This window comes from Azonexus fungiphilus (assembly GCF_003634965.1).
Lineage (GTDB): Bacteria > Pseudomonadota > Gammaproteobacteria > Burkholderiales > Rhodocyclaceae > Azonexus > Azonexus fungiphilus.
This window is the reverse complement of record NZ_RBXP01000011.1, coordinates 560,141-572,009: the sequence shown is the minus strand read 5'-3', so window position 1 is coordinate 572,009 and position 11,869 is coordinate 560,141. Positions and strand designations below refer to the sequence as shown.

General features: G+C 66.5%; 13 protein-coding genes. 3 read left to right on the top strand and 10 right to left on the bottom strand.

What is annotated here, in order from left to right:
• Positions 1 to 401: 401 nt before the first annotated feature.
• Both ppk1 and DFR40_RS05470 read right to left on the bottom strand, forming a co-directional pair.
• A complete protein-coding gene (gene ppk1, locus DFR40_RS05475) occupies positions 402 to 2,480 on the bottom strand; it encodes a polyphosphate kinase 1 (RefSeq protein WP_121457490.1) in 2,079 nt (692 codons plus the stop codon).
• A 92-nt stretch (positions 2,481 to 2,572) separates the two neighbouring features.
• Complete coding sequence (locus tag DFR40_RS05470; RefSeq protein WP_121457444.1) at positions 2,573 to 3,070, bottom strand: ankyrin repeat domain-containing protein; 498 nt, start codon at positions 3,068 to 3,070, stop codon at positions 2,573 to 2,575.
• Between the two features lie 169 nt (positions 3,071 to 3,239).
• Between DFR40_RS05470 and DFR40_RS05465 the strand changes: the two genes are divergently transcribed.
• Positions 3,240 to 4,178: a GGDEF domain-containing response regulator gene (locus DFR40_RS05465; protein ID WP_121457443.1), complete on the top strand. Its 939-nt coding sequence runs from the start codon at positions 3,240 to 3,242 to the stop codon at positions 4,176 to 4,178.
• A gap of 9 nt (positions 4,179 to 4,187) precedes the next feature.
• Here the strand turns inward: DFR40_RS05465 and DFR40_RS05460 are convergent, their stop codons facing one another.
• Positions 4,188 to 5,114, bottom strand: coding sequence for a hypothetical protein (locus tag DFR40_RS05460; protein WP_245985612.1), 927 nt, complete (start codon positions 5,112 to 5,114; stop codon positions 4,188 to 4,190).
• Positions 5,115 to 5,321: 207 nt separating this feature from the next.
• Here DFR40_RS05460 and DFR40_RS05455 point away from each other — a divergent pair, with 207 nt between their 5' ends.
• Complete coding sequence (locus DFR40_RS05455) at positions 5,322 to 5,993, top strand: SIMPL domain-containing protein (RefSeq protein ID WP_121457441.1); 672 nt, start codon at positions 5,322 to 5,324, stop codon at positions 5,991 to 5,993.
• 3 nt (positions 5,994 to 5,996) lie between these two features.
• Here DFR40_RS05455 and DFR40_RS05450 read toward each other — a convergent pair whose 3' ends face one another.
• The 6 genes from DFR40_RS05450 to DFR40_RS05425 are packed head-to-tail and all read right to left on the bottom strand — an operon-like array spanning position 5,997 to position 10,612.
• Positions 5,997 to 6,389: a NifB/NifX family molybdenum-iron cluster-binding protein gene (locus tag DFR40_RS05450; RefSeq protein WP_121457440.1), complete on the bottom strand. Its 393-nt coding sequence runs from the start codon at positions 6,387 to 6,389 to the stop codon at positions 5,997 to 5,999.
• A gap of 20 nt (positions 6,390 to 6,409) precedes the next feature.
• Entirely contained in the window at positions 6,410 to 7,249 is an 840-nt protein-coding gene (gene modD, locus DFR40_RS05445; protein ID WP_121457439.1) for a ModD protein, read from the bottom strand.
• 6 nt (positions 7,250 to 7,255) lie between these two features.
• Positions 7,256 to 8,326 carry a molybdenum ABC transporter ATP-binding protein gene (modC, locus tag DFR40_RS05440; protein WP_121457438.1) on the bottom strand — a complete coding sequence of 357 codons (1,071 nt, stop codon included), beginning with the start codon at positions 8,324 to 8,326 and terminating at the stop codon, positions 7,256 to 7,258.
• Position 8,327: 1 nt separating this feature from the next.
• Positions 8,328 to 9,005 (bottom strand): molybdate ABC transporter permease subunit, encoded by a 678-nt coding sequence (gene modB, locus DFR40_RS05435; protein WP_121457437.1) that lies wholly within the window; start codon positions 9,003 to 9,005, stop codon positions 8,328 to 8,330.
• 13 nt (positions 9,006 to 9,018) lie between these two features.
• On the bottom strand, positions 9,019 to 9,765 hold the full coding sequence (gene modA / locus DFR40_RS05430; protein ID WP_121457436.1) for a molybdate ABC transporter substrate-binding protein: 747 nt from the start codon (positions 9,763 to 9,765) through the stop codon (positions 9,019 to 9,021).
• 28 nt (positions 9,766 to 9,793) lie between these two features.
• Positions 9,794 to 10,612: a TOBE domain-containing protein gene (locus DFR40_RS05425; RefSeq protein ID WP_121457435.1), complete on the bottom strand. Its 819-nt coding sequence runs from the start codon at positions 10,610 to 10,612 to the stop codon at positions 9,794 to 9,796.
• Positions 10,613 to 10,789: 177 nt separating this feature from the next.
• Here DFR40_RS05425 and DFR40_RS05420 point away from each other — a divergent pair, with 177 nt between their 5' ends.
• A complete protein-coding gene (locus DFR40_RS05420) occupies positions 10,790 to 11,218 on the top strand; it encodes a TOBE domain-containing protein (protein ID WP_121457434.1) in 429 nt (142 codons plus the stop codon).
• Positions 11,219 to 11,232: 14 nt separating this feature from the next.
• Here the strand turns inward: DFR40_RS05420 and DFR40_RS05415 are convergent, their stop codons facing one another.
• On the bottom strand, positions 11,233 to 11,760 hold the full coding sequence (locus DFR40_RS05415) for a DUF2478 domain-containing protein (RefSeq protein ID WP_121457433.1): 528 nt from the start codon (positions 11,758 to 11,760) through the stop codon (positions 11,233 to 11,235).
• Positions 11,761 to 11,869 lie beyond the last annotated feature (109 nt).

The window sequence follows — 11,869 nt, the reverse complement described above, 5'->3', positions numbered from 1 at the left end:
CTTGAACGGTCGAAATGACGCTTCTTCATTTGCACAACCTCCAGCACGGATTACCAAGGTTCAGCAAAGCGCATGGCTCCTTTAAGACGCCCAACTAAAAGTAGACGGCATCATTGCCATATAAGCTGGCAGCCCGCCGTATATCCTGAATGGCACGGCGCTCCGGCAGCCTTGCCAAAACAGGCTACCGGAAGGTTTCCTGGAATATTCTCGGAAATGCATGGCGGTCAGACGAGGCGTGGGCCAGTGATGTCCGGATTGTGCCAGCGGCATTCCCGCCTGTCATCCTAGTGGCTTCGCCTGCTGCCGCCGTTTTTCGTCGGTTCTGACGGTCGACCGTCAAATTGGCATGAAAAAGGGGAAGTCGATTGGCTTCCCCTGTTTGCCGGTGCTGTTGCGGGTCAGCCGCCGAGCGTCAGCATCAGTTCGCCCTGGGCGTTGTGCGGCTTGCTGCGGGCCGAGCGGCGGCGCTGGTAGGTGCCCTGGCTGTTCATTTCCCAGCCTTGCTGGTTGTCGGCGAGGTAGAACTTGAGGCCTTCGGTGATCACCCGTTTCTTCAGCTTCGGGTCGAGCAGCGGGAAGGCGAGTTCGATGCGCTTGAAGAAGTTGCGGTCCATCCAGTCGGCCGACGAGAGATAGACGTTTTCCTTGCCGCCGGCGTAGAAATAGACGACGCGGTGGTGTTCGAGGAAGCGGCCGATGATCGAGCGCACCCGGATCCTTTCGGAAAGCCCGGGGACGCCGGGGCGCAGCATGCACACGCCGCGGACGATGAGGTCGATGTCGACGCCGGCCTGCGAGGCTTCGTAGAGGGCGTGGATGACTTCGCGCTCGACCAGCGAGTTCATCTTGGCGACGATGCGCGCCTTTTGGCCGTTGCGCGCCGCTTCGGCCTCGGCCTGGATCGCCGCGACGACGTTCTGCTGCAGCGTGAACGGTGCCTGCCACAGGTGCTTCAGCGTGCGCGCCTTGCCCAGGCCGGTGAGCTGCTTGAAGACTTCGGAGACGTCGTGGGTGATTTCCTCGTTGGCGGTGAGCAGGCCGAAGTCGGAGTAGAGGCGGGCGGTGCGCGGGTGGTAGTTGCCGGTGCCGAGGTGGGCGTAGCGCTTGAGGCCGGCTTCTTCGCGGCGGACGATGAGCAGCGCCTTGGCGTGCACCTTGTAGCCGACGACGCCGTAGACGACATGGGCGCCGACCTGTTCGAGCTTGGTTGCCCAACTGATGTTGGCTTCCTCGTCGAAGCGCGCCATCAGTTCGACGACGACGGTGACTTCCTTGCCGTTCTGGGCGGCGCGGATCAGCGATTCCATCAGTACCGAGTCGGTGCCGGTGCGGTACACGGTCATCTTGATCGCGACCACGGCCGGGTCGGTGGCTGCCTGGCTGAGCAGTTCGATGACCGGGGCGAACGACTGGTAGGGGTGGTGCAAGAGGATGTCGCCCTTGCGGATGCTGTCGAAGATGCTGACACCCTTGCCCAGGCCCTTGGGCGTACCCGGGACGAAGGGGCGGAATTTCATGTCGGGGCGGTCGACCCAGTCGGGCACCTGCATCAGGCGGACGAGGTTGACCGGCCCATGCACGCGGTAGAGATCGGCCGGCTGCAGGCCGAACTGCGAGAGCAGGAATTCGGTGATCGCCGGCGAGCAGTTGTCGGCGACTTCGAGGCGCACGGCGTTGCCGAAATGGCGCTGCGGCAGTTCGCCCTGCAGCTTGGTGCGCAGGTTGGTGATTTCTTCCTCGTCGACGAACAGGTCGGAGTTGCGCGTGGCGCGGAACTGGTAGCAGCCGAGCACGGTCATGCCCATGAACAGCTCGCCGACGAACTCGTGCAGGATCGACGAGAGGAAGACGAAACCGTAGGCGCAGCCGGCGAGTTCCTCGGGCAGCTGGATGACCCGCGGCAGCACACGCGGGGCCTGGACGATGGCGATGTTCGAACTGCGCCCGAAGGCGTCCTTGCCTTCGAGTTCGACGGCGAAGTTGAGGCTCTTGTTGAGCACGCGCGGGAAGGGGTGCGAGGGATCGAGCCCGATCGGCGTCAGCACCGGCACCATCTCGCGCAGGAAGTAATTGCGGATCCACTCGCGCTGTGCCTCGTTCCAGCCGGAGCGGCGGAGGAAGCGGATGCCCTGTTCGGCGAGCGCCGGCAGGATCACGTCGTTGAGGTGCTGGTACTGCTCGTGGACGATCGCGTGGGCCTCGGCCGAGACCAGGCGGAAGGTTTCCTGGGCGGTCTTGCCGTCGATCGTGGCCACCGACGACTTGGCGCGGATCTGCTCCTTGAGGCCGGACACGCGGATTTCGAAGAACTCGTCCATGTTGCTCGAGACGATGCACAGGAAGCGCAGGCGTTCCAGCAGCGGCATCCGCTCGTCCTGCGCCTGGGCCATCACCCGGCGGTTGAAGGCGAGCAGGCCGAGTTCACGGTTGAGGTAGTTTTCCGGCGGAAAACGGTGGGGTTGGGCGGTGTCCATCATCATGCGCAATCCGTAAGCGGTTTCTCAAGTATAGGCCTCAAGCCGCTCATTTTGTTGCGGTATTGTTACGCCGTGATGACTGGATTCGCGGTTCAGCGCATGTCGCGCGCCAGGCGCAGCGCATCCGACTCGAGCACCAGCGTGTCGGTGCCCTTGCAGGCGACCATGTCGATTTCCTCGATTTGCGGCAGCGCCGCCGGGTCCAGTTCGACCGCCGGGGCCAGGCCGTCGCGCTGGGCTTTCCAGCGGGCGATCATGATTTCGTTCTCGGTCAGGCCGCAGGGCAGGCCCGGCGGCAGGTCGGCGCCGAGTTCGAGCAGCGTGCGCACGACCTCGGTGCGCTTGCCGCGGATCGCCATGTTCAGCGGCGAGGTCGGCAGGCGGTTGTCGTCGAGATTGACCCGCGCGCCGCGCTGGACCAGCTCGCGGACGATCTCGGCGTGGCCCATGAAGCAGGCCATGCCCAGGGCCAGGCCGGGTTCGCCCTGGCCGTCGTCGGCGTCGACCGGCTCGCCGGCGTCGAGCGCCTGGCGCACCGCGGCCAGCTGGCCGCTGCGGATGGCCTTGATCAGGGCAAGTTGTGAGGACATGGTCGGCTCCCGGAGAAAAACGTCGGGCGCATGGTAGCGGCCCGTCGCCTGGCTGTCTGTCAAGCAATGTAAAGCCGATTGTAGTGCCTTGCCGGGCCGCTGGCGAAGCTACCCCTGCGGCCGGCGAACGGGTATCCTGTCGCCTGTTCCGACGCAACGGGTTTAAACGATGAAGATTCTTCTGGTCGACGATTCGCGTGCGATCGCGATGGTCACGACCGCCCGCCTCGAGTCCTTCGGTCACGAGGTGCGGCATGCGATCAACGGCCAGACGGCGATCGAGATGTTCCAGAGCGACAGCTTCGACCTGATCCTGATGGACATCGAGATGCCGGGCATGAACGGCTTCGAGACGACGACCCGGATCCGCGCGCTGGAAGGCCACGAACCCTGGGCGTGGACGCCGATCATCTTCGTCACCGCAACCGACAGCGACACCAATCTGGTCACCGCGATCGAGGCCGGCGGCGACGACTTCATCTCCAAGAGCTCGCCCGAGAGCGTGCTCCAGGCGAAGATGAAGGCGATGACCCGGATCGCCGCGCTGCGCTCGCGCCTGGCCCAGGCCAACGGCAAGCTGCAGGACCAGGCCAACCACGACGGGCTGACCGGGCTCTACAACCGGCGGGCGATGGACCTGCGCATCGACACCCTGTGGGAAACCGCGGTGCACGCCGGTCGACCGTTCAGCCTGCTGATGATCGACGTCGATAATTTCAAGAAGTACAACGACCACTACAGCCACCAGGCCGGCGACGAATGCCTGAAGGCGGTGGCCGACTGCCTCGAGGGCGTCGCCCGCCAGGTTAACGAGGACAAGATGGCGCCGGGCGTGTTCGCGGCGCGTTACGGCGGCGAGGAGTTCGCCATCGTCATTCCCGATGCCGCGCCGGGCGTCCATGTCGGCATCGCGATGACGGTCGTCGAGGCGGTCGCCGGGCTGAACCTGCCGCACGAATGGAACGAGCAGTGGGGCAAGGTCACGGTCTCGGTCGGGGCGGTATGCATGGCGCCGGCCAGCGGCTGGGTCAAGGAGACCTTCCGCATCGCCGACGACCTGCTTTACCAGGCCAAGGCGGCCGGGCGCAACCGCTTCGAAGCGAACTGAGGCGGCGCCTCAGTCCTGGCGGTAGGAGGCGAGCGGTGCGTGACCGGTCTGCAGGTAGGTTTCGCAGCGCGAGATGAATTCGCGGGTGCTCTTGGGCATCGGCGTGCGCGCCCGGGTGATGTAGAAGATCAGGTCGCGGCCCTGACGGATCAGCTGCAGGCCTTCGGCGCAGTCGTGGCAGACGCCGTCGCTGCAGGTGGCGACCGGGTGCGGCGTGAGGTTGGCGAGGCGCTCGCCGGCGGTGACCATGATCGCCCAGACGTCGAAGATGTCGGGGTCGGTGCGCAGTGTCTCGGTCTTGATCTTGGCCGCGTTGGCGAGGTCGATGATGGCCGATTCGACGCCCTGGAAAGCCGGCAGCTGCGCCAGGTTGGCGATCATGCACTTGGCGATCCGGTCGATGTCGCGCATCGTCTGGCCGATCTTGATGTAGCGGCTCTCGTAGAAATCCTCGAGCGGGATCGAGAAGGCCCGGAACGGCTCGCCCCAGAGTTCGTCGATGCCTTCCTCGCCGCTGCGGTGCAGGACGTTGCGGCCAAGTTCCATGGCTTCGAGCAGGCAGCGCCCGCATTCGCGCATCAGCGGGTTGTCGCTGAGGATCTCGATGCCGCAGGCCTGCAGTTCGACCAGCTTGCGGAAGATGTCGGCGGCACGGTTGAACAGCGCCCCGGCGAGCATCGCGCCCTTGACCCGGCGGCGGGCCGGATCGGTTTCGCTCTCGAAGCTGGCGCGGGCTTCGGCCAGGCGGGTGCCGGGAATGTTCAGGCCGTGTTCGGTGTGATTGAACAGGCGGCGGGTCAACGCGTCGATCAGGCGCTTCTTGGCCTCCAGCGTATCCGCCGGCACCTTGTAGACCTTGATCCAGTAGCCGTCGTAGAAGACACGCTCTTCGCCGTCAATGAGGCGGCGTACGCCTTCCTCGGGAGTGTCTTCCAGGTTTGGCACGCGATCGATTTTCAGCACGTTGATCATGGGGCAAGAAGTATTACAAAAGGCAGGGGTGGAGACAAGAAAAAACACTGGGCTGACACCCCGGGTGTTGCATCCGTGTGAAACATATCTTTACTTTTCGCTACGCTTTGACCACCGGCGGGGCAAAACGATCCGGCTATCATCGACAGCCTTGCCATCAGGAGAAAACCCATGAAAAAACTGTCCGCACTGCTGCTTTCCGCCGGCCTGCTGAGCGCGCCGGCCTTTGCCGGCACCACCGTCGAGCTGGCCGCCGAGGCGTCCCGGCCGGCGGTCAACGACCAGGTCAGCGCGGTCGTCTTCAGCGAGGCGCAGGGCAGCAATCCGGCCGAACTGGCGCGCCGGGTGAACCAGGACATCGCCGCCGGCCTGCAGCTGATCCGCGGCAAGGCCGGGGTTTCGGTGAAGACCGGCAACCAGTCCACCTACCCGGTCTATGGCCGCGACCAGAAGATCGACAGCTGGCGCATGCGCAGCGAGTTGGTGATCGAGTCGCGCGATCTCGGCGCCGTTTCCGAACTGCTTGGCGAACTGCAGCAGCGCAAGCTGGCGGTCGGCCAGGTCAGCCAGATGCCGTCGCCGCAGACCCGGCGCAAGGTCGAGGACGAGGCCACGCGCGATGCGATCAAGGCCTTCCAGGAGCGCGCCGCGGTGATCGCCGGGGCGCTCGGCAAGAGCTGGAAGATCAAGCAGCTGTCGGTGTCGCAGCAGGGCGGCGCGATGCCGGTGCCGGTCTTCCGGGCGGCCAAGGCGATGCTCGCCGAAGCCGCACCGGCGCCGCTCGAAGCCGGCGAAAGCCAGCTGACGACGACAGTCAGCGGCCAGATCGAACTGGCCGACTGAGCTTCAGTAGCGCGCGAACAGGTCGCGCAGCTTGCACAGCGAGGTGGTGATGTCGAAGCGCGGATCGGCCAGCGCTTCGCCGGCGACGATGCGGGTGAGGGCGACGGCCGGGTCGGACTCGCCCGTCACCAGCACCTCGCAGCCGCGCTGCCGCATGTGGCGGATGAAGCCGTCGCCGGCGCTGGCGACGACGGCGAGATCGACGCCGTCGAGCGGGTGTGCGCGGTTGTCGGCAAAGACATGCAGGACCTCGTCGGCGCCCAGCGCGACGCGCTGCGGCGCCGGCAGCAGTTGCCCCGGGCGGTGCCGGCCCAGGTCGTAAACCAGCCATTGCCGGCACTGGCCGGCGTGGCCGCTGACGACGGTGAAATCCTTGGTGGCGATGGCGATCTTCATGACGTTCCTTGTCGGGAATCCTACGCGGCGGGCAGGGCGCTCAGCGTCACCGCGACGTCGCGTGGAACGGCGAAATACGGCGCGCTGGTGACCAGGATGGCGGCTCCGGCGCGGGCGTAGTCGGCGGCGTTGGCAGCGCTGATGCCACCGGCTGCAGCAAGTCGCGTGCCGGGAATTTGTCGTTGCAGACGGTCGACCGTCAATGCCGGCCATTTTTCCAGTTGCAGGATGTCGGCGTCGGCCCAGGCCAGCGCTTCGTTCTCGTCGGCGACTTCGACGACCACCGGGCGTTCCGGCCAGCGCCGGCGCAATCGCGCCAGCGTCTGCGCCGGCGTTTCGCTCAGGAAGGCGCGGTGCTCGGCGAAGACGAGCAGGGTTTCCGACAGGCTCAACCGGTGCGGGCTGGCGCCGCCGGCGAGGATCGCCTTGATCGCCGCCGCCTTGGTGCCGGGAAAGTTCTTGCGGGTGCACACGACGCTGCAGTCCGGGTTGCCGGCCCGGGCTGCGGCGACGATCCCGGCAGTGGCGGTGGCGATGCCGGAGAGATACTCCATCAGCGTCTGCGCGGTTTTCCAGACCGCGTGCAGGGCTGCGGCCTTGCCCTCGAGCGTCAGGATGCGGTCGCCCGCAGCCAGCGCTGTTCCGCTGGCGACCGCCGCGCCGACGGCGGCCAGCCCGCGCAGTTCGCCCAGTCGGCGGGCCTCTTCGCTGCCGCAGACGACCATCTCGAAACGGGCGTGAAATTCGAGTCGACCGTGACAGTCGCCGATGGCGAGCGCGTGCGTGGTTGCATCGCCGGCGGGCAGGTCCTCGCCGAGCAGGCGTTCGAGTTCGGCGTCAGGCAGGGTGTAGGGATTCACCGTTGTTCACTCCATCAGCGCCACCGACTTGACCTGGACATGCACCGCAGACCCCGGCGCAATGCCGAGCTGGTCGGCCGAGCGCCGGGTGACGCGGGCAACCAGCCGGCTGGCGCCGACGGTGACGCGGACCAGCAGCAGGCCCGGGTGCTCGTCGGCGGCGATGGCCTCGACGCGGGCCGGGAGCACGTTCTGGATGCTGCTGCGGCCGGGTTCGTCGATCGCCAGCGAGACGTCGCGGGCCAGCACGCGCACGCGCACGCGGCGGCCGGGCGGCAGGTCGCGCTGGCGGGTCCACAGGCTGCCGCCGGCGAAGGCGACGCGCATCAGTTGCCAGTCGGCGTCGATCTCGTCGACGCTGGCGTCGAGGACGACGCCGACATCCTCGCCGAGGCGGATCGGCAGGTCGATGCGCGCCAGCGTCTCGGCCAGCGGGCCGGCGGCGACGACGCGGCCGCCGTCGAGAGCGACGATGTGGTCGGCCAGCCGGGCGACTTCGTCGGGCGCATGGCTGACGTAGATGACCGGGATCTCGAGCTGGTCGTGCAGGCGCTCGAGGTAGGGCAGGATTTCCTGCTTGCGCTTGAGGTCGAGCGCCGCCAGCGGTTCGTCCATGAGCAGGATCTGCGGGCCGGCGGCGAGTGCCCGGGCGATCGCCACGCGCTGGCGTTCGCCGCCGGAGAGCCCGTCCGGCTTGCGCTGCAGGAGGTGGCCGATGCCGAGCAGTTCGATCGCCTGCTCGAGGGCGATGCGGTTGACGGTCGACGCCCGTTTGCGCCCGAAATCCAGGTTGCCGAGCACCGACAGGTGCGGGAACAGGCTGGCTTCCTGGAAGACGTAGCCGAGCGGGCGGCGGTGCGTCGGCAGCCAGTGATGCTCGTCCTGCCAGATTTCGCCCTTGAAGCACAGTCGACCGTGCGCGGCCCGTTCGAGGCCGGCCAGGCAGCGCAGCAGCGTCGTCTTGCCCGAGCCGGAGTGGCCGAACAGCGCGCTCACGCCGCGGCCCGGCAAGATCAGGTCGACGTCGAGGGAAAAGCCCGGCCAGTCGAGCTTGAAGCGGGCATCGATGGTGCTCATCTCAGGCTCCTTTCTTCGGGTTCGGGCGCCAGGCGTAAAGCGCCAGCAGGACGGCGAAGGAGAAGACCAGCATGACCGCCGCCAGGCGATGGGCGTCGGCGTATTCCATGGCCTCGACGTGATCGTAGATCTGCACCGAGGCGACGCGGGTGACGCCGGGGATGTTGCCGCCGATCATCAGGACGACGCCGAACTCGCCGACGGTGTGGGCGAAGGTCAGGATGCCGGCGGTGATGAAGCCGGGCCGGGCCAGGGGCAGGACGACCGAGAAGAAGGTATCGAAGGGCGAGGCGCGCAGCGTCGCGGCGACTTCCAGCGGTCGCTCGCCGATCGCCTCGAAGGCGTTCTGCAGCGGTTGCACCATGAACGGCAGCGAATAGAACACCGAGGCAACGACCAGGCCCCAGAAGGTGAAGGGCAGCGTGCCCAGGCCGAGCGACTGGGTGAACTGGCCGACCGGTCCGTGCGGTCCCATCGCCAGCAGCAGGTAAAAGCCGAGCACCGACGGCGGCAGCACCAGCGGCAGCGCGACGACGGCGCCGACCGGCCCCTTCCACCAGGCCCGGCTGCGCGCCAGCCACCAGGCGACGGGCGTGCCGATCAGCAGCAGGATCAGCGTCGTGATGCCGGCCAGGCGGACGGTCAGCCAGATCGCCTGGAGGTCGGTTTCGGTCAGCATGCCGCCTCCCGGATCAGCGCAGCGCGTAACCGTAGGACTGGATCACGGCGTGGGCGTAGGGCGACTTGAGGAACTCGAGGAAGGCGGCGGCGGCCGGGTTGTCCTTGCCTTTGGTAAGGATCACGGCGTCCTGGTGGATCGGCTCGTGCATCGCGCCGGGGACGATCCAGGCCGAACCGCTGCTCAGCTTGCCGTCCTTGAACACCTGCGAGAGGGCGACGAAGGCCAGGTCGGCGTTGCCGGTGCTGGCGAACTGGAAGGTCTGGGCAATGTTCTCGCCCTGAACCAGCTTGGGCTGGACGGCGTCGAGCAGCTTGAGCCGGGTCAGCGTCTCGATCGCGGCGGCGCCGTAGGGTGCGGTCTTCGGGTTGGCCACCGAGAGCTTGTTGAACTTGCCACTCTTCAGGACCTCGCCCTTGCCATCGACGAAATCGGCCTTCGCCGACCACAGCACCAGCGTGCCGACGGCGTAGGTGAAGCGGCTGCCGGCGACCGTGCCGCCTTCCTTGTCGAGCCTGGCCGGGGTCGTGTCGTCGGCCGCCAGGAAAACCTCGAAAGGCGCGCCGTTGCTGATCTGGGCGTAGAACTTGCCGGTCGCGCCGAAGGACAGCACGGCCTTGTGGCCGGTCTTGCGCGCGAATTCGGCAGCAATTTGCTGCGCCGGTGCGGTGAAGTTGGCGGCGACGGCAACCTGGACTTCGCCGGCATGGGCACCAGCCGCTGCCAGCAGGGTGATGAACAGGACGGACAGACGCTTCATGGGGCTTCTCCTGGGAAGATGGAAGGGGTCAGGCGTGCTTGCAGAGGATCACCGACGAGGCCTTGAACACCGCGCAGGCCGGTTCGCCGACGGCGATGCCGAGCTTCTCGACGCTGTCGTGGGTGACCACGGCGCAGACCGACTTGCCGTTCTTCATCGCCAGCGTCACTTCCGAATTGACCGGGCCTTCGTGGATGCGGGTGACTTCGCCCCACAGGTGGTTGCGCGCCGTGGTCTTCACCGCCGGGTCGTTGAGCAGCAGTACCGACGACGACTTGACCAGGGCGTTGATCTCCATGCCGATCGCCAGGCCGAGGTTCTCGGCCGACTCGCCGGTGATCACGGCGACCAGTTCGTTGTCGTCGTCGAGCTTGAGGCGGACCTCGTAGTCCACCTGGCCGGCACGCAGGCCGACGATCTTGCCGGCGAACTGGTTGCGGGCGCTGGTCTTCATCGACATGCGCTTCAACAACTGGCTGAACTGCTGGAAATCGCTGGCCTGGCCGTCGTTCATGCTCGCCGTCAGGCGGTCGAGTGCCGCCTGGTATTCGGCTTCGAGGGCGCGGTAGAGGGCGATCACCTTGCGTCCGTAGTCGGTCAGCTGGGTGCCGCCGCCGTGCTTGCCGCCGGTCGAGCGCAGCACCAGCGGCTGTTCGGCCAGGTTGTTCATCGCATCGACCGCGTCCCAGGCCGCCTTGTACGAGAGCGGCACGGCTTTTGCAGCCTGCGAGATCGAGCCTTGCTGGTCGATCGCCTCGAGCAGCCGGATGCGGGTGTCGCCGAGAAAGGTTCCGAGCGGGCCGTCGAATTCGAGCTTGCTGCGCAGTCGCGGAAGGGCTTGGTTCATTTCGTTCTATTGTTCGTTATATAGCGATTCCGAGTTTACCGGAAAATTACTGTCGCGCTATGGTTGCTTTTGCATAACCGACATCGCTACAGTGCGGACATCCCCGGCTGATCACGTTACTTATTTGGCTATATAGCGAAAACCGGGCCAGAATCATCACCGAACCAGGAGAACGCCATGAATGTCAGCGCCCGCAATGTTTTCAAAGGGAAAATCAGCGCCATCACCGACGGCGCGGTCAACGCCGAGGTCGAACTCGAATTGTCGGGAGGCGACAAAGTTGTCGCAATCGTCACAGAGGGCAGCGTCCAATCGCTCGGCCTGGCCGTCGGCAAGGAAGCCGTCGCCTACGTCAAGGCGCCCTGGGTGATGTTGCTCGCCGGCACCCCGGATGTCCGCTTCTCGGCCCGCAACCAGCTGGCCGGCGCGGTCAGCGCGCTGACCCGGGGGGCGGTCAATACCGAGGTGGCGATTGCGCTGGCCGGCGGTACCGTCGTGCATGCGGTGGTCACCAACGAAGCCGTGCTTGAACTGGCGCTCAAGGTCGGCGCGCCGGCGACGGCGCTGATCAAGGCCAGCCACGTGATCCTCGGCGTGCCGGCCTGACGGCGAAGCTCGGATCAGTCCTGCAGCTTGGCGAACCAGGCCTCGAGCGCGGCGGCTTCGGCGGGTAGTTCGCTGGCCAGGCCGCCGGTGAACTCGCGCCAGGCGTCGAGATGGCGAGGCTGGACGATGGCCAGCACGGGCACGCCCTGGCTCATGAACTCGAGCATTTCCGGGGCGAAGCCCTGGCCGATCGATTCCATCCCGGAAAAACGGTTGAAGACGACCAGTTCGGCACCGCCGGCGGCGACCCGGCGCAGCACGCTGCTCGCTTCGGCGAGGGCGGCGGTGTCGAGGCCGCAGGACTTGGCGGTGCTCACCTTGCATTGCAGGATCGGGTGGCTGGCGCCGGTCTCGATGTCGATCAGGCAGACGAAGCTCAGCTCGCCGCTGTTGCGCATGTCCTGGAGCAGGCCGCCGACGCGGACGCCGCGTTCCCTGAGGGTGGCGACGAAATCGCCGACGACGCGGTCGACGTCGATGTCGCGGGCGGGAACGATGGCGGCGATCGGCAGGCGGTCGGTGGCAGAAGTGTCGGCGGGCATGGTGCGATTCTAGGCGTTTGTGGCGATTCTGCCCAAAGTTCGTCGCCCGGATCGCGGCACTTTTCCGCTTTCCTGCGGTCGACGGCGTCCTCCCGCGTAAAATACGCGC